The sequence below is a fragment of the Methylomonas rhizoryzae genome (genome assembly GCF_008632455.1).
In the GTDB taxonomy this organism is placed as follows: Bacteria; Pseudomonadota; Gammaproteobacteria; order Methylococcales; family Methylomonadaceae; genus Methylomonas; species Methylomonas rhizoryzae.
This window is the reverse complement of sequence record NZ_CP043929.1, coordinates 3875059-3898847: the sequence shown is the minus strand read 5'-3', so window position 1 is coordinate 3898847 and position 23789 is coordinate 3875059. Positions and strand designations below refer to the sequence as shown.

Genomic DNA, 23789 nt, shown 5'->3' with positions numbered 1-23789 from the left:
GCCACTCGTTCAACGATGAAAGGAAAACAATGAGTGCGTTAATTTGCGGATCGATGGCTTACGACACCATCATGGTGTTCCACGACAAATTCAACAATCATATTCTGCCGGACAAAGTGCACATTCTGAATGTGTCGTTCTTGGTGCCGGTGATGCGGCGCGAATTCGGCGGTTGTGCCGGCAACATCGCTTACAACTTGAAATTGTTGCAGGAAGAGCCGCTTATCATGGCTACGGTCGGACACGATTTCGAACCCTACGCGCAGTGGTTGAGTCAGTGCGGCATCAGCACCCGCTTTATCAAATTGCTGGACGATCATTACACCGGCCAAGCTTATATCACCACCGACGAGAGCGACAATCAAATCACCGCTTTCCATCCCGGCGCGATGAATTTCTCCCATCTGAACGACGTACCGCGCGGCCATGAAATCAGCATAGGCATCGTGTCGCCGGACGGCAAACAAGGCATGCAACAACACGCCGAGCAATTCGCCGAATTGGGTATTCCGTTTATTTTCGACCCCGGCCAAGGCATGCCGATGTTCGACGGCGAAGAGCTGTTGAAACTGATCGATTTGGCGGACTATCTGACGCTGAACGACTACGAATCGGAATTGATGCAACAACGTACCGGTTTGAGTCTGGCGCAGCTGGCCGAGCGCGTGCAGGCCTTGATAGTGACCATGGGGGCTAAAGGCTCGCACATCTATACCGGCGGTACATGCATCGACATTCCGGCCGCGCCGGCTAAACAGCTTCAAGACCCGACCGGTTGCGGCGACGCTTACCGGGCCGGTTTGCTGTACGGCTTGCTGAACGATTACGATTGGCAGGTCACAGGCCGCATTGCGTCCTTGTTGGGTACCATAAAAATCGAACATAGCGGCACCCAAAACCACGTGTTCACGCTGACGGAATTCAAGCAGCGTTATCTGGACACATTCGGAACGCCGTTTTGACTCTGGAGAAAACCCGGCATCTGCTGAATCTGATGGCTCGCTTGCGCGACCCGCAAACCGGTTGCGCCTGGGATCTCAAGCAGGATTTCCGCAGCCTGATTCCGTACACCATTGAAGAAGCTTACGAAGTGGCCGATGCGATAGAGCGCGGCGATTTTGAAGACCTGCGCGCGGAATTAGGCGATTTGCTGCTGCAAGTGGTGTTTCATTCCCAAATGGCCGAGGAGCAGGGCTTGTTCGATTTCGAACAGGTAGCCGAAGCCATCGGCAACAAACTGGTAGAGCGGCATCCGCACGTATTCGCCGATGCGGTATTTGCCAGCGACGCGGAGCGCCAGCAAGCCTGGGAAGACGCCAAAGCCCGCGAACGCCGGCAAAAACACGGCAACGACCAGCCGCAGAGCGTGCTGGACGGGGTGGCGAAAAGCTTGCCGGCCTTGGTGGCTTGCGAAAAAATTCAAAACCGCGCCGCCGGCCACGGTTTCGATTGGCCGGAAGCGGAACCGGTGTTCGATAAAGTGCGGGAAGAATTGCACGAGGTACACGACGCTTGGCAATCCGGCGACCAAGCTCACGTGCAGGAAGAAATCGGAGATTTGTTGTTAGTGGTCGTCAATCTGGCGCGGCATTTGAAAGTGAATCCCGAGATCGCCTTGCAACAAGCGACCAAAAAATTCACCCGCCGTTTTAATTACATCGAACGCCAAGTCGCCGCCAGCGGCCGGCAATTGTTGGATTGCCCGCTGGCAGAGTTGGACGCCTTGTGGAACGAGGCCAAGCGGGTGCAAAGCAAAAGCGCGGTGGTCGACTCTTGAGCGATGCCCGTCGCGTTGCTGTTTAAAACGTGCGCCTTGCGTGCCAATTAGGTTTTTTCTTTAGTCCCCGCCGTAAAGCTTTTACCCGCGTTCAATCATGCAAGTCATTGATATTTCTGTTTTAGCCAAACTGCTGCGCTACAGTGTCTGTGGCACGGTCACTGTTTTAGCGTTAACGACTTCCCTTCCCGGCACGGCGGCGGAACTGTTGGAGCACATCTCCGAAGACAGTACGCCGCCGCCGACCGCCGACCAAGTGCCGGTCGACGACAGACGCATCACATACCGCGTCATATGTACGCCGGATGGCGAGCAGTTGCCTGATTGCGAGCAACCGTTGCAGGATAGGGAGAGCGCGCCGCCGGCGTCGTCTCCGGAATCCGCTGAGTCTACGTCGGTCGCGGCTGAGGAAGCCGCAGTGCAACCGGTATCGACCCAGCGAAGATCCGCTAAAAAAACCGGCTCCGGCAAAAAGGCCAAGGCTTCGTCGAAAGCGAAGCGCAAAAAAACGCGCAAATAGGGTGAGTTCCCCGCAACCTTGGCTGATTAGGTTTTGTCGACGTTCCCCGCATGCAGGCCGCATTCTTTCTTGGCCGCGTCCTCCCACCACCAGCGGCCGGCCCGTTCGTGTTGGTTGGGTAGTACCGGGCGGGTGCAGGGTTCGCAGCCTATGCTGATGTAGCCTTGCTTGTGTAAATCGTTGTAGGGCACTTGGTAGGCTTCGATATAGTCCCACACTTGGGCGGACGACCAGTTCAGCAAAGGATTGAATTTAATCAGCGGCTTGTCCGGCGTCGAGAATGCGCTATCCAGTTGCACTTCCGGTATGTCGCTACGGGTATCCAGGCTTTGATCTTTGCGTTGACCGGTAATCCAGGCGTCTAGGGTCGCCAATTTGCGTTTCAAAGGTTCCACCTTACGGATGCCGCAGCATTCGTGGTGGCCGTCCTGATAAAAGCTGAACAAGCCTTTTTCCTTGACCAATTTATCCACCGCGTCGTGGCTCGGGCTGAGTAACTCGATCTCTATTTGATAGTGTTTGCGCACCAATTCCATAAAGCGGTAGGTCTCCGGATGCAAGCGGCCGGTGTCCAGCGAAAAAACCCGGATGTCTTCGCGAAATTGTATCGCCAAGTCGATCAACACCACGTCTTCGGCGCCGCTGAAGGAAATCGCGATATTGTCGAATTGGGCCAGGGCGGCTTTTAAAATGGTGCGCGGGTTTTTGCCGTGCAGTTCGGTTTGGGCGGTTGCTAAGTCGAATAGGGTCATGATTGAGAAAAATACCGGGTCAAAAAGTCGTCGAAGCTTAAACTGTCGTTAGCTTCGATGTCGGCTTGTTTCTGGATGGAGGTTTCGGCCATGTCGGCAAATTGCCGCTGGGTCTGGCTGTCCAAAGGCTGCGCCAAGAAATAGTGTTTGTGCAACGTTGAGGTCTTGCGGGCGAAACAACCGAATTCCTGATTGTTTTGTCCCATACAGGCCAAGATGTGTGCCGACGGGGTCAGGGCGGGATTATCCACCAAGGCCAGCTGATGCTGCAGCGCCATTTGATACGGCTTGTCCACGCAGCCTTGGTCGAGCAGTGCGCAAATCGGCTGCAAGGCGTTCAGAATTTGATGGGCCCAGGTTTGCAGGCCTATAGGTTTGCCATTGTTACTCAACATCAAGCCGGGCTCCCGGCCTCGGTTAGCCACCAGCAATTGGTTGTTGTTGTTGATTTGGAATTCCTGTTCGCCTTGCGGCGGGCTGTCGTACAGCAAACAGCCCAGTAAAAAGGCTTCTATAAAGCGGGCCGTGCTTTCTTCAATGCCGATGGGATTGAACAGATTCAAATCCAAAGAGCGCATTTCCACGTACATCACGCCGCGCCGCTTGAGTGCCAAAGTCGGTTTTTCGCCGGATTCGGCGATTTGCTTGGGTCTGATGGTGCTGTAGAACTCGTTTTCGATCTGCAAAATGTTGGCATTCAGCTGCCGGTATTCGCCGTCGACTTTGATGCCGATCTTTTGATATTCCGGGTATGGGGTGTTGATCGCGGCGCTGAGGCTGTCGACATAACCGGCCAGCGAGTTGTAATCGATCTTCAATCCTGCCTGATTTTTGCTTTTGTAGCCGATGTCGCTCATGCGTAGCGAGGTGGCGTAGGGGTGGTACAGGGTGAATTCGTCGAATTCCTCGAACTCGGTCATCAACTGCGGCCGGCTTTTGAAAAAGCTTTTACAGATGGCCGGCGAGGCGCCGAACAAATATAACATTAGCCAGCCCAAGCGCTGAAAGTTGCGAATCAAGCCGAAATAACCGTCGGCGATGAATTGATCGAGTGCGCCCGGATTGCCGGCTTGGCGGTGCAGCATCGGCCACAGCGCCTGCGGTACCGAATAATTGAAATGGATGCCGGCTATCGCCTGCATGGTCCGGCCGTAACGATGCCATAAGCCCTTGCGGTAAACGTGTTTCATCTTGCCGACGTTGGAGTTGCCGTATTCGGCGATAGGTACGCTGAGGTCGCCGTCTATGCCGCAAGGCATGCTGGTGCACAGTAGCATTTCGTCGCCTAAATGCGGGTAGACAAACTGGTGAATCTTGTGCATATAGCCCAAGGTTTGCTTGATGTCGGCAAACGGCGGGGTAATGAATTCCAGCAAGGCTTCCGAATAATCGGTGGTAATGTAAGGGTGGGTCAGGGCCGAGCCCAGCGCGGCGGGATGCGGCGTCTGCGCAATCAGACCGCGCAAGTCTATGCGTAAGCTCTCTTTTTCTATGCCTTTTAAACCTAATTGCAGCAGATGGTGCAAGTTGTTGTCGAGCAGGTATTGCAGACGCTTGGGGATAGGCTGTTTAGGGTTGTTCATGAACGGGATAGTGTAGCGGCGCACTACGGCGATGTTGATATAATCGAATCCATTATAAAGGTTTAGAGTACTTTGCAAAAACTATCTCCCCCAGGTGAGCCCGTACCGGCCGCTTTGCACACCTTGCGCAGCGTGTTCGGTTACGACAGCTTTCGCGGCCAGCAGCAAGCCATCATCGAGCAAGTCGTCGCCGGCGGCGACGCATTGGTGTTAATGCCGACCGGCGGCGGCAAGTCTTTGTGTTACCAAATTCCGGCTTTGGTGCGCGACGGGGTCGGCATTGTCATTTCGCCGTTGATCGCCTTGATGCAGGATCAAGTCAACGCCTTGCATCAATTGGGGGTTAAAGCGGCGTTTTTGAATTCCACCTTGTCGCTGGAACAGGTGCGCGATACCGAGCAGCGCTTGCTAGCCGGTGAGTTGGATATGCTGTATATCGCGCCGGAACGTTTATCCAACCCGCGCACCCAAAATCTGTTCGCCCGCTGCCGGATTTCGCTGTTCGCCATCGACGAAGCGCATTGTGTGTCGCAGTGGGGACACGATTTTCGCGCGGACTATCTACAGTTGTCGGTGCTGCACCAGCAGTTTCCTCAGGTGCCGCGCATCGCGCTGACGGCGACGGCCGACGAGCGCACCCGGCAGGAAATCATTGCCCGGCTGGCGCTAGAGGAGGCCAGGCTGTTCGTCAGCGGCTTCGACAGGCCCAACATCCGCTATCGCATCGTGCAAAAAGATAACGCCCGCCGACAATTGCTGGAGTTTATTCGGGGCGAACACGACGGCGATACCGGCATCGTGTATTGTTTGTCGCGCAAAAAGGTCGAAGAAACCGCCGATTGGTTGCAGCTAAAAGGTCTGCGCGCCTTACCCTACCATGCCGGTATGAGCCACGAGCAACGGCAGCGCAATCAACACCAGTTTTTGATGGAAGATGGTTTGATCATCGTAGCCACCATCGCGTTCGGGATGGGTATAGACAAACCGAACGTCCGCTTCGTCGCGCATTTGGATTTGCCGAAAAGTGTGGAGGCGTATTATCAGGAAACCGGCCGTGCCGGCCGCGACGGTTTACCCGCCGACGCCTGGATGGCTTACGGCTTGCAGGACGTGTTGACTTTACGGCAAATGCTGGCTTCGTCCAATGCCGACGAGACGCATAAACGGGTCGAATACCACAAATTGGAAGCCATGTTGGCTTTATGCGAAACGGTCAGTTGCCGCCGCCAAGCTTTGCTGGCGTATTTCGGCGACAGTTTGGAACAAGGATGCGGCAATTGCGATACCTGCTTGGAACCGGTGCAAACCTGGGACGGCAGCGTGGCCGCGCAACAGGCCTTGTCTTGTATTTACCGCACCGGCCAACGGTTCGGCGTGGCTTATTTGGTCGACGTGCTGTTGGGCAAGGACGACGAACGCATCAAGCAATTCGGTCACGACAAACAATCCACCTTCGGCATCGGCAAGCACATAGACGAAAAACAATGGCGCTCTATCTTCAGACAGCTGGTAGCCAAGTCTTTAGTCGCAATCGATTTCGACGGCCACGGCAGTTTGAAACTCACCGAAGCCTGCCGGCCGGTGCTGCGCGGCGAGCAAACCTTGATGCTGCGCAAAGACGCCGCCAACCCTAAAAACAAGCGCGAGAAATTCGACAATCGCCGGGAGGACGGCGGCGACAATGCGCTGTGGAATGCGTTGCGCGCCAAACGGCGCGAATTGGCGGATGAACAGGACGTGCCGCCCTATGTGATTTTTCACGATGCCACCTTGATGGCGATGATGGAGGCCAGACCGCGCAATCACGAGCAAATGGCGCGTCTTTCCGGCATAGGCGAGCGCAAGTTGGACTTATACGGCGACGCCTTTTTACAAGTCTTGGCCGAGTTCGACGACAGGGAACCCGTTGCCGACAAAAAAGACACAATCAAGGAAAGTCTGGAGTTACTGAAATTGGGTTACGGCGTCGAGCAAATTGCCGGTCAGCGCGGCCTGAAAACCGATACGATTTATTCCCATCTGGCCAAAGGATTGACGCAAGGCGCGCTCCGTTCGACAGACCTAACCGACGTTTTGCTGGCTCACGGCATTTCGCAGCTGCAGATTGCCGATATCGAGAATGGGTGGTTGGCGCAGCCGGATTGGGAGGCGGGTTCGTTGAAGCCGGTTTTCGAGCAGTTCGGCGCAGCTTATAGCTATGGTGTGTTGCGCTGCGTGCACGCGCTGCTGTTGCAGCGCGTCAAATGACGTAATCGGCGGCGCTGTCGAAGTAGTAGTCGGTCTGCAAGCAATGGTCCAGCCATTTTTGTAAAAAATAGTTCAGCCGCCATTTATAATCTTGTATTTCCAAAGATTTTCCCGGATTCGGGTAGACCCGGTCGACCGCCGGCCTATCGTGGTCGCGGATCACCTCGGCCAGTTGCGCGTCTAAATACACCCTGATCCGTACCGCCGGCGCGAGTAACTCTTCCAGTGGCATTTTGAAGCAGTGGCTCAATTCTATGGTTAAGGTATAAGGATTGCGTTCCACTATCTCTACGTGCAAAGCCGGCTTGTTAGAGGTGCGGCCGACCGCGTATCTTCCCAGCTGGCGTAGATTGGGAATCAGTCTGAATAGTTTTTGATAGTTGGATTCGCAAATCTTTTCCAGGCACAGCGAGGTGTTGACCGGTTTGACCTGGCTCACGCTAATCCTCCCGGTAACAGGCATAGGCGCTGGCGGTTTCCCACAGCACCACTTGATCGACCGGCAAGCCTTGTTGTTTCAGGTGCAGGTAAATCATTTTACTGAGCACTTCCGCGGTCGGGTGTTCGTCTATCGCCAAAAAACGTTCGTTGTTGGCGATTAAGGCCGGGATGATGGGATCGTCTTTGTGCAGCAGGAAATTGTGGTCCAAATGCAAATCGACAAACGATTCCACCGCGTCGCGGACGTCGGCGAAATCGCAGAGCATGCTTTGCGCGTTTAACTGCTCGCTTTTCAGGGTGATGCTGGCTTTAACGCTGTGGCCGTGCAGGTTGCGGCATTTGCCGGGATGATGCATCAACCGGTGTCCGTAACAGAAATAAACTTCTTTGGTGATGAGGTACATGTCTATCCCTGGCCGTAAATAAATGCTTTACGTCAATGACCTTTGATGCTTTTGATGGAGGCGGCAATTTCGTACTCGTTGTCGCCGCGTTTTATGCTGCGTACCACTTCGATAAAAGCCGTCATCGGGGGCGTGATGCTGGTTTTGGGGATTACGCTGATTTCCATTGCCAAACCCGGTTCGAAATGCTGGTCGGCGATAAAGGAAACCCCGGCGCCGCTAAGGGTGGTACAGCGTCCCGTTTTACAGTCGCTGGCGTTGGCTGGTTTGTACAGAATGTCGCAGTCGACTTCCATGCGGATGTAATCGCGCCGTTCGTCATGAGTCAACATAGAGTTCTCCGACTATTAGTTGGTTGCTAGACGTGAAATAATCGACGCGAAGTGTACTATAAAACCTTCAAACGTGTTGGTTGCGGGCGCAAATGTCCGCTTAGTTCACAGGATTTGTCTGCGAGCGACAGAATGGACGTAGCTGTTTTCCGGATACTCATGCCAAAGCGCTTGGCGCCCCGCGGATTTCCATCACTTGCCGTCCCGGTTGGAAGATGCCGGTAATCCCGTGCACGGTAGGCGGTTCGGCCGGTGCTCTCGCTCTTCCCTGCTTCCCCTTCTCAAGGTTTGTTCGGCTACAACAGCGGTTTTTGCTTCTAAATCCGATTGCGGCCGGCCAATATCTTTCCATGCTGTCGAAATCAGACGTTCAAGAGAGTGCGCTTTAGTTGCTAGACATAGTGGGGCTACATACGCCTAACTTAGCGGTATCAGGCATTGCTTTGCCGATCTTTCAGGCTGGTCTGACACGGTTAAAGCCGGGCGGATGTCATGCCTTGTTGGTAAAAATAATATTGATTCTCATTGATGCGGAAGGTAGTATGAAATCGTCTTAACATATTTTTACATTTAAATATTCCGAGATTGCTCATGCTCAACACTAAACAAACGATTGGCGTTATGTCGCTGATTGTCACATCGGTGCAAACCGGCTTTGCCGAACAAGCTTCAGAGAAACAAACGCAAGAGAAACAAACTGCTGCTGCCGAGTTGTTGGATATCGTTAGCGTGGTGGGGAGTGCCGAAGAAGCAAAGGACATGCCTGCATCCGCAACTTATTTAGGTACCGACGATATACGCGCACAAAGTTACAGCGACGTGAACCGGATTTTGCGCAAAGCACCCGGAGTCAACATACGCGAGGAAGACGGCTTCGGTTTGTTTCCGAATATCAGTTTTCGCGGTGTGGATACCACGCGTAGTGCCAAGATCACCGTGATGGAAGACGGGGTGATGGTGGCACCGGCGCCTTATTCGGCACCGGCGGCCTATTTCAACCCGGCCGGCGGACGCATGAGCGGCCTCGAGGTTTTGAAAGGCGGGAGCCAAATCAAATACGGGCCGCACATTACCGGCGGGGTGTTGAATTATCTGTCTACGCCTATTCCGATTGAGGGCAAGGCTTATCTGAAATCGATTTACGGCAGTTACGGCGAATTCCGGTCGCACGGTTTTGTCGGCGATACCTTGGATACCGCGCACGGCCGGGTTGGTTATTTGGTGGAAGGTTTTTATCGCGGTTCGGACGGTTTTAAAACTATCGATGCCACGCCGGATTTTAATAACGGCGACCAAACCGGCTTTCAACAGGTAGAGCCTATGGTGCGGCTATCTTGGGAGCCGAATACCGCGATGTACCAAAAACTGGAGGTTAAATTCGGTTATTCCAGCATGGATGCCGACGAAACTTACTTGGGACTGAGCGAAGCGGATTTTCGGGCCGATCCCTACCGGCGCTATGCCGCGAGCCGTTTCGATAATATCGACAGCGAGCAATACGGCGGATTTGCCCGTTATTTCGTTTCGCCCACCGATAATTTGGATATCGTCACCACGGCTTATTACAAGGAATTCAATCGAAACTGGAGCAAGCTGCAAGATATTAACTTCGGTGGTGCCAACCGTGATTTGGCCCGTTCGCTGGCCGGCGATTACGGCGGCGACGGCTTGGCTTGTCTGAAAGGCAATTTTGCCTGCCAATTGCGAATTAGAGACAACAACCGCAGTTATTATGCCGGCGGCGTCGAAACCATGGCGACTTATCGCTTCGATTCCGGCGCGGTTCACCACGAATTAAACGGCGGCATGCGTTATCACGAAGATAAGGAAGATCGTTTTCAGCACGATACCCGTTACAGCCAGGCCGCCAATGGTACGATTACCGGCGTGACGCGCACAGATCCGGGTAGCCAGGACGATCGCTACGGCTTGACCAATGCTTATGCGTTTTTTCTTAAAGACCGTATGGAATGGGGCAAATGGGGATTCTCGCCGGGTATTCGCTACGAGCATTTGAACCAAGAATACGTCAATCACTTGGCGCCGGAAAGCAGCGGAAAAAGTTCGCTGGATATGTACGCCGGCGGCGCTAGCCTGGATTATCGAGTTAACGACGATTTAATGGTATTCACCAGCGCACATCGCGGTTTTTCACCGCCCAGTCCGCAGAACTCGGTGGTCGATAAATTGCTGGAAGAGTCTTCTAACGCTTACGAATTGGGCGCTAAATATTCGCGCGGGGCGTTCAACGCCGAAATCACCGGTTTTTACACTCAATTTGAAAACCTGTTAGTTGTCAGCAACATCGGCGGCACCGGGACCGGGAAAAGCGAGAATTTCGGCAAGGTCGACAGCCGTGGCGTTGAAGTAGCGATGAATTACGATGCCGGCGAGGATTGGGGCTGGGGCTTTAGTAACCCGTATTTTCTGGCGTTCACTTACACCGATACCGAGCAGTTGAATAACGCGGCTTCGACCGACGCGGAATCGATCTTTAGCTACGGAAAAGTAGGCAACAAGATTCCCTACATCCCCGATTTTACCTTGAGCTTCGGCAGCGGTTTGCATTTTCAGCGCTGGGGCATGGAGGTAGCGGCGAATTACGTCAGCGAAACCTTTACCAGTGCGAATAATACCGAAAGCCAAATCAACGGCATAGGTCGCGTGGATTCTCGCTACGGTAAAACCGACGAATACGTGATCCTGGATGTTTCCGCTTATTACAAAGTGGCTAAAGGCGTGAAGATACTCGGCGGAGTACAGAACGCCGGCAACGAGGAATACATCGTTTCCCGCCAACCTTACGGTCCTCGCCCCGGTATGCCGCTGTTCGCTTACGGCGGATTCGAACTGGACTTCGATATCTAGCGTTGAGTCCGCGCTGAGTGCCGTATCGGACAAAGGCTGATGCGGCACTCAGTGCATTTCAATTTTCGGTTGTCGAGTCGTCACCGTCGTTGCTTCTTTCCGTGAAGAGTTTATAAAACCTGACGGCTTGACCATCGCGCTTCGGCGGGTTCAAAAGAAATGGGTTAGGCCTAGCTTAATGGCATGGCGGCGGACGAGGGGCAGGCTATGGCCGGCCTATATCAAAGTCTCGTCCTCGCTTGGCTTTAGTTTTTAAGTGGGCCTGTCAGCCACTGGTTGACTTCTTGTATGTTGTCTTCGCTGATGGAGCCTATCGCTTTCAAAAATCGAATCCGGTTGGTGATGTAATTGTATTTGATGCCGGCTAAGTCTCGCTTGGCTTTGTATTCTTGTTGTTGCGCCCTGAGCAAGTCGGCGACGGTTTCCACTCCGAATTTCAAGCCTTTTTGCATGGCTTCGCGCGATTTCACCGCAGAGGCCAAGGCTTTTTCGGAGGCTTTGATGCGTCTGGCGTCGGCGTTGGAGGCCGAAAAAGCGTCGCTGGTTTCTTTAACCAATTCGCGTAGTTTGATTTCGCTTTCGTCCTTGGCGATTTCCAGGCGGCTTTGGGCTTCGTCTACCCGGTACATGGTGGTGCCGCCGGTAAAAATCGGCACGTTGACGTTGATGGCGGCGGCTTGGGTTTGGGTGTGGCTGGTGCGCGAACTTTGGAAGCCGATGTCGGTATCGTAAAAATACAATTGCAGATCGACCACCGGCAAGTGTTTGGCGCGTTGTGCGACCACGTTGTCGCTGGCGGCTTCGATCGCCAGTTTTTGCGCGGCCATGCCGGGATTTTGACCCTGCGCGACGGCTATCCAGTCTTCCAGTTTGCCTTCGATTTCCGGAAAGTCGATTTCGTCTTGCAAAGGGCTCAATTGTTGCGGCGTTTGACCGGTCAGCTGGGTCAAGGCTTGTCTGGCGATGATGAGCTGGCTTTCCGCCGCTATCGCTTCGGCTTTAAGCTGGTCGAGGCGGGCCTCGGTTTCGTAAAGATCGGTGATTTTGATCAATTGCTTGTCGAATTGCTTTTTGACTTGTTCCAATTCGTTTTGCGTCGCGTCGATTTCCGCCAGGGTCAGATTCAGCTGGTCGGCGGCGGCCAAAACGTCGAAATAGCGCTCGACCACGTTGAACAGCAAATTGTGTTGGGCGACCAGTAATTCGGTGGTGTATTGATCTTCTATGCGTTGCGCGCGTTTCCAGTCCCAGAATTTGCCGAAATCGATCAAGGTTTGGTTCAACGACACGTAATAGCGGGTGCCCTTGTAATGCTGGCCGCCAAAATTGACGATCTGTTGGTCGTTGGCCGACCAGTTGGCGGTACCCGTTACTTGCGGCAACATTTGGCCCATCGCTTGTCCGGTTTGGGCGCTACCGAGATCCAGTTTGTCCGCGGCGCCTTTGAGTTCCGGATCGGCCAGCAGTGCTTGATGATAAATTTCCAATAAGTTTTCCGCCGCCGCCGGGCAGGCGAAGCCCAGTGCAGCCAAAAGGCATAATGCGGGTTTGGCCATGGGCTCAGTCCTCAATGAATGCCCGGGCGAAGGCGTTTGTTATCGGTTGCGTGAGATATTCGAACAAGGTGCGTTCGCCGGTTTTGATCAACACTTCTACCGGCATGCCGGGTACTAGTTCCAGATGGGCCATTTTTTCGATACTTTCCGGGGTTAGCGTGACTTCCGCTTGGTAGTAAGACTTGCCTTCTTTTTCGTCGGTGAAACTATCGGCGGATAGGGTGGTGACCTTGCCTTCGATAACCGGCGTCAAGGCCTGCTTGAACGCGGTAAAGCGCACGTCGGCAATCAGACCGACGCTGACTCTGTCGATATCGATAGGCGCAACGCGGGCCGAGATGACCAACTCTTCTTTTAGCGGGACGAGGTCCATGATGGGGGTGCCCGGCATCACCACGCCGCCTATGGTATGCACCGTCATGCCCATCACCCGGCCGTCGACCGGGGCCTTGATGTCTATGCGCACTACTTTGTCGCGGGTGGCCAGGATACGTTGATTGACTCCGTACAAATCGGTTTGCGTCTCGCTCATCTTGGTGGTGACTTCTTCCTGAAATTTTTTCTCCAATTGCAGGATTTGCAGCTTGGTTTCGCCGATTTGCACTTGGTTGGAGGCTATCTCCGAATTGATAGAGGAGATGTCGCCTTTATTCATGGTGTGGTTGCGTTCGATGTCGCGTAGACGCTGTTTGTCGGCGAAACCTTCCGCCAATAGTTCTTTGAGGTCTTTAGCCTCTTCGGCATAGGATTCCACTAATTCCTGTTTGCTGGCGCGTTGCCCTTGCAAGCCGGCGATGATGGAATTGAGTTGTTGAATGCGCTGCTTGAGCACCTCCATTTCGCCTTCGCGGGCAATCTTGCGGGCCATGAACAATTGGTTTTCGGTTTTTTTGGCTTCGCTGATGCGCGCATCGCTGTCGTCATCCAGGCTGGGCGGATAGCGTACCGATTGCAAGCCGTCGCGTTCGGCCTCCAGCCGAGCCAGCTGAGCCGCCAAGGTGATAAATTGGCCGCGGGCGATTTCCAACTGGGCTTTGTTTTCGGTCCCATCCAGGGTCAACAGCAAATCGCCGGCATGGACCACGTCGCCCTCCTTGATCAGCATTCGGCTGACGATGCCGCCGTCCAAATGTTGTATGGTTTTCCGGTGCGATTTGACCGCTACCACGCCGGGAGCATAGGCCGCGCCGTCTATCGGTGCCAGAAAACTCCAGGCGAAGAATACCCCAACGGTGCATAGCAGGACGATAGTGCCTAAACGGCGGATCGGCCTGTCGTCGGTGACCAGATGAAGCGAAGATTGTTCGATGTTGGGTTGCGAGTTCATGGTGGGAGGTTATGCCGGTTCCGGGTTGGGTTGGGCGTTGGTTTGTTGTTGGATGTTTCTTTGCAAATGCGCGATTACCTGTTCGCGCAAGCCGTAAAGCGCCAGCTTACCTTCGTTCAAAATCAGCAGTTTATCCACTTTCGACAGCGCGTTCTGGCGGTGCGAGACCAATATCACCGTCACTTGCCGTTGTTTTAATTGGTTAAGTGCTTGCGCCAGCGCTTCCTCGCCTTGGTCATCCAAATTGGAATTCGGTTCGTCCAACACCACGATGACCGGATTGCCGTACAAGGCCCGTGCCAGACCTATGCGTTGGCGCTGGCCGCCGGATAATGTGGCGCCGCCCGGCCCGATCGGCGTATCGTAACCGTTCGGCAAATGCAAGATCAGCTCGTGTACTCCGGCCATTTGCGCGGCTTCGATAACTTTTTGCGCATCGACGGCGCCGAAGCGGGCGATGTTTTCGCTGATCGAGCCTTCGAATAGTTCGATGTCTTGCGGTAAATAGCCGATGTAGGGGCCTAACTCCAGGCGATTCCAGGTCGCGATGTCCGCACCGTCCAAGCGAATTTTACCGGCGGAGGCCGGCCAAATGCCCAACACCGCCCGGGCGAAGGTCGATTTGCCGGCTCCGCTGGGGCCAACCACGCCGATTAGGTCGCCGCGTTCCATAACCAAACTGATGCCGCGCAAGGTGGCTTTTTGCGAGCCGGGCGGATTGACTTGTACTGCTTCGAATTCGATTTGCCCGGACGGCGGCGGCAATGACATTTTTTCGCTTTCCGCGGGTACTTCCAGCAATATGTCGTGCAAACGCTTGTATTGACCACGGGCGCTGATAAAGCCTTTCCAGGTGCCTATCAACAAGTCAATAGGGGCTAGTGCACGGCCTAATAGAATGGAGCCGGCGATCATCAAGCCCGGCGAAATTTCCCTTTCGACCGCCAAATAAGCGCCCAAACCTAAAATCGCCGACTGTGCGGTGAGGCGCACAACTTTGGAAATCGCGCTGATTAAGCCGGCTCTGGAGCTGGCGATCGATTGCAGTTCCAGTATTTTATAGGTGGTTTCCAGCCAGCGGCGGCGAATGTCGGCCAGCATGCCCATGGACTCGATCACTTCGGCGTTTCTGAGATTGCGGGCGACTTGCGCGCGGCCTTGCACAGCCATATCGTTGGCTTCCGCGAGCGGCTTGGCGGTCAATTTTTCGTTGACGATGGCGATAGCCATTAGCAGCAGGACTATCGCGACCGAAAACCAACCGTACCAAGGATGAAACACGAATAGCAAGGCTACATAAATCGGCAGCCAGGGCGCGTCGAAAAATGCGAACAAGCCGTTGCCGGTTAAAAATTGCCGCAACGCAGTTAAATCTTCCAATGGTTGCGTGCCGGCGCGCTGGTTGCTGGCCAGCGATTGTTGAAAGGCGACGGCGAATACCCGGTAATTCAGCAAGGTTTCCAGTCTGGCGCTGACCCGCACCAGAATTTGCGAGCGTATCCATTCCAGAAAACTCATGGTCAGGTACAGTGCGATCATCAAAATGGTCAGCATCAGCAAGGTCGACTTATTGCCGGTAGAGACCACGCGATCGTAGAGCTGCAGCATGTATATGGACGGGGTCAGCATCAACAGGTTTATCACCATGCTGAAGCCGGCGGCGGAGATGAAAGCGCCTTTGCATTCCATCAGGGCGAGTTCTAAATCGGAGCGAAGCGGATTCGCTGAGGCGTTTTTTCGTTGCATCGGGTTCGAGTGGCTATGCGGTTATCGGAAAGAGTTTACCGCATTGACGCAAATGCGCGGTAAGAATGGCGGTTAGGGACGAATAAATCCATCGAATGTATGGGTGTAGGCCATAAGTAGGTAGGCGTCAACTAATTTTACAGGGTTTGATGGCGTTTCGAGTCGATATAAGTTGATCGTTGGATCTTTTCGGCGCGTGAAGACGGATTCTGGCTTGCGGGTTTGATTCGGCGATCGACATTGTTTTTGCCGGTGACATTAAAGATAGATTAAGGTTGGATTAAAGATAGGTTTAGTAATCCGTGCTGTTGATGCCGTTTATTTAAACCGGAAAGTGGCCGGTAATGTGACGAAGTCGGCAAAAACTGTCATAACTGTCTAAATTAGCAATCTCTAATGCTTTAGGGCCTGGTGGGCCTTGCTGAGTGCCATTGGTGTAGAGATTGGCTATTTTATTTTTAAAATCAATTATTTATTTTTTGTTTCGGTTTGGCGGGAATACAAGCCGGCGACTAGTTTATGTAATGCAAGTAAAGCGTCAGTAAATTTTACAAACTGGGTCTAAAAATCGGTTAAATGGCAAGAATTTGAAACGAATCACGTTCGTTGAGCCGAGATTTGTAGATATGGCCTGATGTTTGCTTGTTTTGTGTCAGCGAGAATAAGCGGTATCCCTCGCGACCGGAAACTGGAATTGTTCATGAGTGACTTCGCTCGAACGGAAAATATGCGGTAGCTGTCCGTGCGGTCTGTTGATACATGATCCCAGTTAACATTCATTCAGTTATTACAGGTTAGGTAAGTATCATGGGTAAATTGGTTTCTCTGCTAGTAATGTCGTTGGCTGCCGTTCCCGCATTTGCAGCTCCCACATTCAATCTTCCGGAGCCGGAAGCTTATTCTTTGTTGGCCATCGGCGCTTTAGCTTTTGCGGTGGCAAAAAAACGCGCGAAAAAATAAGTTAGTCAGCATTGCGCCTTGGGAGATCCTGTCAACATTTCCGGAATCCGTCCGGAGAGTCTGGGATCCCCGGGGCTTCATCGCCCACAGCCGTTACCGGCAGCGTTAGGCTAAAGGGGTTTTACTTAGCGCACTGCAAAGCCGTAGAGCGCCCGCCTGCGCGTTCATTTCGGAGTTGGCTTTCGCAAGTAGAACAATAAATTCCAGAGGATTTCGACAATGAGCACATTCACGATACGCGTTACTTCGTCCGCAACCAATAAGGCAGGGACTGCTTACGGCCAACAGCCCGACCTGGGCGCGCCCAGTTTTCTTGACATGATAGTCACCAATAGTACCGATCCGGTTATCGTTAACGGGGTGTACGATGCTTACTGTCTGAATCCTTTAATCGACATTTTACTTTCTCCAACCACTTATTCGGCCTCCGGCGCAGAAGGTGATTCGTTAGACTCTTTTACCTCCATACAACCGGTTGGCTTAAGCGATTTGACCCAGCTGCAGGTCGATCAACTCAATTGGTTGCTGGCACAAAATTTTACCTCGGATGCGAAATACGGCGGGCAGTTCAACTACGGCGAAGTACAAACCGCCATTTGGAAAATCGTAGGTTTTACCGACCAACAGATTCACGATGCCGGTTTGGATCGTTTTTTGAACGACAACAATAGAAACGTAGTCAGTTCGTCCGATATCACGTTCTTGGTACAAGCGGCGCAAAATGCCGTTGCAAGCGGAAACGGCGTTCTGCCTACCGACAGTTTTTTCACTGCCGTTATCGATCCGGCCGGGAATGCCCAGCCGTTAATCATCCAACTACAAAGCGCCAAACTGGGTAACTACGTCTGGTTCGACCAGAATTCTGACGGCATTCAAGATGCCAACGAAGCCGGTGTGGACAACGTCATCGTGCAACTCTACGATAGCCAAGGTAATTTGCTCGCCGAAACAACAACTGGCGACGATTACAGCACCGCCGCAGTTGAGCACGGCTATTACCAATTCGCCGGCTTAAAAGCTGGCGACTATCAAGTCAAGTTTATAACGCCTGCCGACATGGCGTTTACCGTTAAAGACGCCAACGGCAACGGTTCCGATGCAGCCGATAGCGACGCGGATATTACCACCGGCGAAACCGGCATCATTAATCTGGTTGCCGGCGAATCCGATCAAACCATAGACGCGGGCTTGATTGCGGAAAATATTTCCGAGCCTACCAGCCTTGGCGACTACGTTTGGGTGGATAGCAACTACGACGGCTTGCAAAACGACAGCGCCGCTAGTGGCCTCAACGGCGTCACCGTCAACCTGTACGACGGCAACGGCAATCTGGTGGCGACCACCGAAACCGCGAACGACGTCAACGGCAACCCCGGCTATTATCTGTTCGACAACCTGGTTCCGGGCGACTACCAAGTCGAATTCGTGCAACCGGACGGTTATGCGTTTACTAAGCAAGATCAAGGCGCGGACGACGCTGCCGACAGCGATGCCGATACGTCAACCGGTCTGACCGTCACCACCAGCTTGACCTCCGGCGAAAACGACCTGAGCTGGGATGCCGGCTTGGTCAAACTGGCCAGCCTGGGCGACCGGGTCTGGGAAGACAGCAACGCCAACGGCGTGCAAGACGCCGGCGAGAACGGCATCGCCGACGTCACCGTCAACCTGTACGACTGCGTGACCAATGACCTGCTGGCGACCACCACCACCGACACCGACGGCAACTACAGTTTTACCGGTTTGCTGCCCGGTACCTACCACGTCGAATTCGTGGCGCCTAACGGCTACGTATTCACCGCGCAAGACGTGACCGCCGAAGCCCTGGGCAACGACAGCGACGCCGACAGCGCCGGCATCACCGGCTGCTACACTGTGAATGCCGGAGATAACATCGACACGGTAGACGCCGGCCTATATCAAACCGCCAGCCTGGGCGATTACGTCTGGATCGACGACAACTACGACGGCAAACAAAACGAAGCCAACGGCAACGGCTTGAACGGCGTCACCGTCAACCTGTACGACGGTAACGGCAATCTGGTGGCGACCACCGAAACCGCGAACGACGTCAACGGCAACCCCGGCTATTATCTGTTCGACAACCTGGTTCCGGGCGACTACCAAGTCGAATTCGTGCAACCGGACGGTTATGCGTTTACTAAGCAAGATCAAGGCGCGGACGACGCTGCCGACAGCGACGCCGACACCACGACCGGCCTGACCGTCACCACCAGCTTGACCTCCGGCGAAAACGACCTGAGCTGGGATGCCGGCTTGGTCAAACTGGCCAGCCTGGGCGACCGGGTGTGGGAAGACAGCAACGCCAACGGCGTGCAAGACGCCGGCGAGAACGGCATCGCCGACGTCACCGTCAACCTGTACGACTGCGTGACCAATGACCTGCTGGCGACCACCACCACCGACGCCGACGGCAACTACAGCTTTACCGGTTTGCTGCCCGGTACCTACCACGTGGAATTCGTGGCGCCTAACGGCTACGTATTCACCGCGCAAGACGTGACCGCCGAAGCTCTGGGCAACGACAGCGACGCCGACGATGCCGGCATCACCGGCTGCTACACCGTCAACAGCGGCGACAACATCGACACGGTCGATGCCGGCCTGTATCAAACCGCCAGCCTGGGCGATTACGTCTGGGTAGACGACAACTACGACGGCAAACAAAACGAAGCCAACGGCAACGGCTTGAACGGCGTCACCGTCAACCTGTACGACGGCAACGGCAATCTGGTGGCGACCACCGAAACCGCGAACGACGTCAACGGCAACCCCGGCTATTATCTGTTCGACAACCTGGTTCCGGGCGACTACCAAGTCGAATTCGTGCAACCGGACGGCTACGCCTTCACCAAACAAGACCAAGGCGCGGACGACGCTGCCGACAGCGACGCTGATACGTCAACCGGTCTGACCGTTACCACCAGCTTGACCTCCGGCGAAAACGACCTGAGCTGGGATGCCGGCCTGGTCAAACTGGCCAGCCTGGGCGACCGGGTGTGGGAAGACAGCAACGCCAACGGCGTGCAAGACGCCGGCGAGAACGGCATCGCCGACGTCACCGTCAACCTGTACGACTGCGTGACCAATGACCTGCTGGCGACCACCACCACCGACGCCGACGGCAACTACAGCTTTACCGGTTTGCTGCCCGGTACCTACCACGTCGAATTCGTGGCGCCGAACGGCTACGTGTTTACCCAACAAGACGTGACCGCCGAAGCCCTGGGCAACGACAGCGACGCCGACAGCGCCGGCATCACCGGCTGCTACACCGTCAACAGCGGCGACAACATCGACACGGTCGATGCCGGCCTGTATCAAACCGCCAGCCTGGGCGATTACGTCTGGGTAGACGACAACTACGACGGCAAACAAAACGAAGCCAACGGCAACGGCTTGAACGGCGTCACCGTCAACCTGTACGACGGCAACGGCAATCTGGTGGCGACCACCGAAACCGCGAACGACGTCAACGGCAACCCCGGCTATTATCTGTTCGACAACCTGGTTCCGGGCGACTACCAAGTCGAATTCGTGCAACCGGACGGCTACGCCTTCACCAAACAAGACCAAGGCGCGGACGACGCTGCCGACAGCGACGCTGATACGTCAACCGGTCTGACCGTTACCACCAGCTTGACCTCCGGCGAAAACGACCTGAGCTGGGATGCCGGCCTGGTCAAACTGGCCAGCCTGGGCGACCGGGTCTGGGAAGACAGCAACGCCAACGGCGTGCAAGACGCCGGCGAGAACGGCATCGCCGACGTCACCGTCAACCTGTACGACTGCGTGACCAATGACCTGCTGGCGACCACCACCACCGACGCCGACGGCAACTACAGCTTTACCGGTTTGCTGCCCGGTACCTACCACGTCGAATTCGTGGCGCCGAACGGCTACGTATTCACCGCGCAAGACGTCACTGCCGAAGCCCTGGGCAACGACAGCGACGCCGACAGCGCCGGCATCACCGGCTGCTACAGCGTGAATGCCGGAGATAACATCGACACGGTAGACGCCGGTTTGTATCAACTAGCGAGTATCGGCAATAGAATTTGGTATGACACCAATGCCAACGGCATTCAAGATGCCGGAGAAAGCGGCGTCGCCGGTGTAGTGGTCGACTTGAAGGATAACAATGGCCTTGGTGCCGTGTTGCAGACCACGACGACCGATGCGAACGGATATTATTTGTTCGATAACTTAAAACCGGGCGATTACCACATCGACATTCAAGAGGATACCCTGCCCGACGGTTACGAATTCACTACACCGAATGCGGGAAGCAATGACGAACTGGATTCGGATGTTTCCACCGTTTACGGAGCGGAAACTGTGCCTCTCAGTTGGGGTGTTATGGATAAAACCACGTTGACTTCCGGTGAAGTCGACTTGAGCTGGGACGCCGGTATCGTGGCTAAGAAGGCAACGATTGGCGACAAAATATGGCATGACGCAAATGCCAATGGCATTCAGGATGCAGGCGAGCAAGGCATTGCCGGTGTTACCGTTGAATTGAGAGACAACACCGGTACATACGGCAATATACTTGAAACCACCACGACTGACGCTAACGGCAATTATCTGTTCGATAATCTCAGTCCTGGCGATTATCACATCGACATCGTCGAATCCACTTTGCCTAGCGGCTACCAATTTACCAAAGCCAATATTGGCGGCAACGACAATGTGGATTCGGACGTTTCTACCCAATACGGTTCGACAACTGTGCCGTTAAATTACGGGATTATGGATAAAACCACTCTCTCAGCGGGCGAAGTGGATTTAAGCTGGGATGCGGGCGTTTATTTCATAGGTGTCGACGTCGAAAAATACGTCTCCAGTACCCAATGCGTGACCAAAAACAATTGCGGAGGCGAGGGCGCCTCTGTTAACGATTGGAAGTCCAATTGTAATTTCTCGTCGTCTTGGAGCTACAACTGGTGGTCGGGTTGGCAGGAAACGAAAACGCCGACCGGCTGGAATGGTATAAGCGATTGCAAGGCAAGCGATACTTTCAATTCGGTGTTCGGGGTCAATTGCAGCGGCGGTAATAAGTCTCTTTACGATATTTTGTGTTCGACAGGTACCGGTAGTCAGGATGTCATGATGCGCGAATGTGTCGCGGCCTACTTGAATGCTTGCCATACGGGCGTCGATTTTGCCTACAGCAAAGAAGAGGTTTGCGCACAAACTAAATATGCGCTGAGTTGCGGTAGTTTCACCGATACCATCAATATGTTCTCTTACGAGAATAAATTGGGCTGTAACTATACCGATAGCAAGCATACCTATAATTGCACCGTCGACACGACCTTATACGATGCGGACGCCGCACCCGGTTTGGAAGTTAAAACCGGCACCAACGTTACTTTTACTTACATAGTGAAAAATACCGGCGATACCGCGTTGAAAAACGTTTCGTTAGTCGACGACAAAATTGCTACGGTTACTTATGTTAGCGGCGACAGTAACAAAAACGGGTTTTTGGATGTTGGCGAGTCCTGGACTTATACCGCTTCGGAGGCGGCAGTTTCCGGCTTAAGGACCAATATCGCTACAGTTACCGGTTACGATTCTATTAGCGGTACTAAAGTGACCGATTCGGATGCGGCTAACTATACCGGCTCAAGTGCGCTGAAAAGTTCGCTTGGCGACAGGGTATGGGAAGATCTCGATATGGATGGTAAACAGGAGGCTGGCGAAAATGGCATCGGCAATGTGACCGTCAAATTGCAATATGCTGGAGCGGATGGGAAATTCGATACGGCGGACGATAAGGCCTACACCACTAAAACCGATGCAAGCGGTTACTATCAATTCAGTAACTTGGATGCGGGAAAATATCAGGTAACCGTGGTTAGTCCCTCGGGCTATTACGTGACTAAATCCAATCAAGGCAGTAACGATGCGATTGACTCCGATATCGACTCATCCGGTAAGACTTCGGTAATCGATTTGGCGGCAGGACAGCAGAATCTGACCATAGATGCCGGCTTATACCGTAAAGCCAGTATTGGCGATCGCATTTGGGAAGACTCCGATCACGACGGTATTCAAGACGTCGGCGAAATCGGTATTAAAGGCGTGAAGGTGATGTTGCAAAATAGCAGCGGCACAACTCTTCAAACCGCCTACACCGATAGCGCCGGTAACTACAAATTCGTTAATTTGGATCCGGGTACTTATAGATTGTGCTTCGACAAGGCTAACGTGTCGCATTACAGCTATTGGAACTATTGGGCCAACATGAACGATTGGTATTGGGACGTCAAAGCCAATGTCGGCACTAATGACAATATTGACTCCGATGCCCTGTCCGACGGCACCAAGGCGAATGTGGTATATACCCAATACACGCAATTGGTATCCGGCGAAAACGACATGAGTTGGGACGCCGCCATTACTCCGGTTGTCATAGATTTAAACGGCGACGGCGTGCAAACCGTCAGCCGTGCCGATGCCGCCGGTAGCTTCGATTTGTTCGGAACCGGCACCAAAGTCGAATCCGGCTGGATTTCCGGCGACGACGGTTTCCTGGCGGTGGACAGCAACGGCAACGGCTTGATCGACAATATCGGCGAGTTGTTCGGAGGCAGCGAGATCGGTGCAGGTTTTGCCAAATTGGCAGCGTTCGATAGCAACGGCGACGGTCTGGTCGATGCCAATGACGCCGATTTCAGCAGCTTGCTGATTTGGAAAGACGGTAACGGCAATCACCAAACCGACGCCGGCGAACTGATGAGTTTGAGCGAGGCCGGCGTTAGTTCGCTAACCGTAGGCCATACCGATCTGCCGTTTATCGATGCGCAGGGCAATTTGCACTTCGAACGCAGCAGCGCGACCTTGGCGGACGGTCAAAGCGTGGACATGACCGACGTGTATTTCAACGTGTCGACTGACGACGTAGTTGCAGCCGGCGGCCAAGCCATCAGTTTTGCCGATTTGATTGCGCAAGTGGGCGTGTCGAACGCTGACGAGTCGCTCTGGCTGGCTTAATCGCTTCCGTCCGGCGGGCGCTTGCGGATCCAATCGCCGCAGGATGCCCGCTTAAAACCTAAATGCCGAAAGGGCGGTGCCGCAAGGCACCGCCCTTTCGCGTTTTCGGCAGTCAACCCAATCGCGTCTGAAACAAACATTACCCTGCAGGATACAGTTTGTGACGCTTGAGTTAAGGCGAGTCGCTATTAATTTTCCTGTAACCTCTGGCGATGGGATAAACTTTAGCGCCTAGGGCGATAGTGTCGCCGAT

General features: G+C 54.0%; 15 protein-coding genes. 7 read left to right on the top strand and 8 right to left on the bottom strand.

All coding sequences use genetic code 11. From position 1 onward, the window contains the following. Positions 1-29 precede the first annotated feature (29 nt). The 3 genes from F1E05_RS17275 to F1E05_RS17265 all read left to right on the top strand — a co-directional run bounded on the left by F1E05_RS17275 (position 30) and on the right by F1E05_RS17265 (position 2297). Positions 30-962, top strand: coding sequence for a carbohydrate kinase family protein (locus F1E05_RS17275; RefSeq protein ID WP_150050656.1), 933 nt, complete (start codon positions 30-32; stop codon positions 960-962). Then, positions 959-1777: a nucleoside triphosphate pyrophosphohydrolase gene (gene mazG / locus F1E05_RS17270; RefSeq protein WP_190303182.1), complete on the top strand. Its 819-nt coding sequence runs from the start codon at positions 959-961 to the stop codon at positions 1775-1777. The genes F1E05_RS17275 and mazG overlap by 4 nt, the downstream gene beginning before the upstream one ends. A 97-nt stretch (positions 1778-1874) precedes the next feature. Further along, entirely contained in the window at positions 1875-2297 is a 423-nt protein-coding gene (locus tag F1E05_RS17265; protein WP_150050654.1) for a hypothetical protein, read from the top strand. 26 nt (positions 2298-2323) lie between these two features. Here F1E05_RS17265 and F1E05_RS17260 read toward each other — a convergent pair whose 3' ends face one another. Together F1E05_RS17260 and gshA are read right to left on the bottom strand one after the other, a co-directional pair. Next, positions 2324-3049, bottom strand: a complete 726-nt coding sequence (locus F1E05_RS17260; protein WP_150050652.1) for a phosphoadenylyl-sulfate reductase — start codon at positions 3047-3049, stop codon at positions 2324-2326. After that, the gene (gene gshA, locus F1E05_RS17255; protein ID WP_150050650.1) at positions 3046-4632 is read right to left on the bottom strand and encodes a glutamate--cysteine ligase; all 1587 of its coding nucleotides are present in this window, start codon (positions 4630-4632) and stop codon (positions 3046-3048) included. Before gshA ends, F1E05_RS17260 begins: the two co-directional genes overlap by 4 nt. Before the next feature lie 72 nt (positions 4633-4704). On the opposite strand from gshA, the gene recQ reads away from it, so the two are divergent. After that, entirely contained in the window at positions 4705-6879 is a 2175-nt protein-coding gene (gene recQ, locus F1E05_RS17250; protein ID WP_150050648.1) for a DNA helicase RecQ, read from the top strand. On the opposite strand, the gene F1E05_RS17245 is transcribed toward recQ, so the two are convergent. From F1E05_RS17245 to F1E05_RS17235, 3 genes are read right to left on the bottom strand one after another with little or no spacing between them, the layout of a single operon-like run. Then, positions 6872-7318, bottom strand: a complete 447-nt coding sequence (locus F1E05_RS17245) for a DUF1249 domain-containing protein (protein ID WP_150050646.1) — start codon at positions 7316-7318, stop codon at positions 6872-6874. The two genes, recQ and F1E05_RS17245, sit on opposite strands and share 8 nt — an antisense overlap. A 1-nt stretch (position 7319) precedes the next feature. Then, positions 7320-7724: a 6-pyruvoyl trahydropterin synthase family protein gene (locus F1E05_RS17240; protein ID WP_150050644.1), complete on the bottom strand. Its 405-nt coding sequence runs from the start codon at positions 7722-7724 to the stop codon at positions 7320-7322. Between the two features lie 32 nt (positions 7725-7756). Further along, entirely contained in the window at positions 7757-8056 is a 300-nt protein-coding gene (locus tag F1E05_RS17235) for a PilZ domain-containing protein (RefSeq protein WP_150050642.1), read from the bottom strand. A gap of 591 nt (positions 8057-8647) precedes the next feature. Between F1E05_RS17235 and F1E05_RS17230 the strand changes: the two genes are divergently transcribed. Continuing rightward, positions 8648-10924, top strand: coding sequence for a TonB-dependent receptor family protein (locus F1E05_RS17230; RefSeq protein WP_150050640.1), 2277 nt, complete (start codon positions 8648-8650; stop codon positions 10922-10924). A gap of 245 nt (positions 10925-11169) precedes the next feature. On the opposite strand, the gene F1E05_RS17225 is transcribed toward F1E05_RS17230, so the two are convergent. From F1E05_RS17225 to F1E05_RS17215, 3 genes are read right to left on the bottom strand one after another with little or no spacing between them, the layout of a single operon-like run. Continuing rightward, complete coding sequence (locus F1E05_RS17225) at positions 11170-12480, bottom strand: TolC family outer membrane protein (protein WP_150050638.1); 1311 nt, start codon at positions 12478-12480, stop codon at positions 11170-11172. 4 nt (positions 12481-12484) lie between these two features. Continuing rightward, on the bottom strand, positions 12485-13807 hold the full coding sequence (locus tag F1E05_RS17220; protein WP_150050636.1) for an HlyD family type I secretion periplasmic adaptor subunit: 1323 nt from the start codon (positions 13805-13807) through the stop codon (positions 12485-12487). 9 nt (positions 13808-13816) lie between these two features. Next, positions 13817-15553: a type I secretion system permease/ATPase gene (locus F1E05_RS17215; RefSeq protein WP_150050634.1), complete on the bottom strand. Its 1737-nt coding sequence runs from the start codon at positions 15551-15553 to the stop codon at positions 13817-13819. Positions 15554-16360: 807 nt separating this feature from the next. On the opposite strand from F1E05_RS17215, the gene F1E05_RS17210 reads away from it, so the two are divergent. Together F1E05_RS17210 and F1E05_RS17205 are read left to right on the top strand one after the other, a co-directional pair. Then, positions 16361-16513 (top strand): PEP-CTERM sorting domain-containing protein, encoded by a 153-nt coding sequence (locus F1E05_RS17210; protein ID WP_150050631.1) that lies wholly within the window; start codon positions 16361-16363, stop codon positions 16511-16513. 219 nt (positions 16514-16732) lie between these two features. Next, positions 16733-23536: an SdrD B-like domain-containing protein gene (locus F1E05_RS17205; RefSeq protein ID WP_150050629.1), complete on the top strand. Its 6804-nt coding sequence runs from the start codon at positions 16733-16735 to the stop codon at positions 23534-23536. Positions 23537-23789 lie beyond the last annotated feature (253 nt).

Coding starts and splice junctions, on each gene's coding strand:
- F1E05_RS17205 (WP_150050629.1), top strand. CDS start 16,733: ATGAGCACATTCACGATACGCGTTACTTCGTCCGCAACCAATAAGGCA.
- F1E05_RS17260 (WP_150050652.1), bottom strand. CDS start 3,049: ATGACCCTATTCGACTTAGCAACCGCCCAAACCGAACTGCACGGCAAA.
- F1E05_RS17240 (WP_150050644.1), bottom strand. CDS start 7,724: ATGTACCTCATCACCAAAGAAGTTTATTTCTGTTACGGACACCGGTTG.
- F1E05_RS17275 (WP_150050656.1), top strand. CDS start 30: ATGAGTGCGTTAATTTGCGGATCGATGGCTTACGACACCATCATGGTG.
- F1E05_RS17210 (WP_150050631.1), top strand. CDS start 16,361: ATGGGTAAATTGGTTTCTCTGCTAGTAATGTCGTTGGCTGCCGTTCCC.
- F1E05_RS17265 (WP_150050654.1), top strand. CDS start 1,875: ATGCAAGTCATTGATATTTCTGTTTTAGCCAAACTGCTGCGCTACAGT.
- F1E05_RS17230 (WP_150050640.1), top strand. CDS start 8,648: ATGCTCAACACTAAACAAACGATTGGCGTTATGTCGCTGATTGTCACA.
- F1E05_RS17235 (WP_150050642.1), bottom strand. CDS start 8,056: ATGTTGACTCATGACGAACGGCGCGATTACATCCGCATGGAAGTCGAC.
- F1E05_RS17225 (WP_150050638.1), bottom strand. CDS start 12,480: ATGGCCAAACCCGCATTATGCCTTTTGGCTGCACTGGGCTTCGCCTGC.
- gshA (WP_150050650.1), bottom strand. CDS start 4,632: ATGAACAACCCTAAACAGCCTATCCCCAAGCGTCTGCAATACCTGCTC.
- F1E05_RS17215 (WP_150050634.1), bottom strand. CDS start 15,553: ATGCAACGAAAAAACGCCTCAGCGAATCCGCTTCGCTCCGATTTAGAA.
- F1E05_RS17220 (WP_150050636.1), bottom strand. CDS start 13,807: ATGAACTCGCAACCCAACATCGAACAATCTTCGCTTCATCTGGTCACC.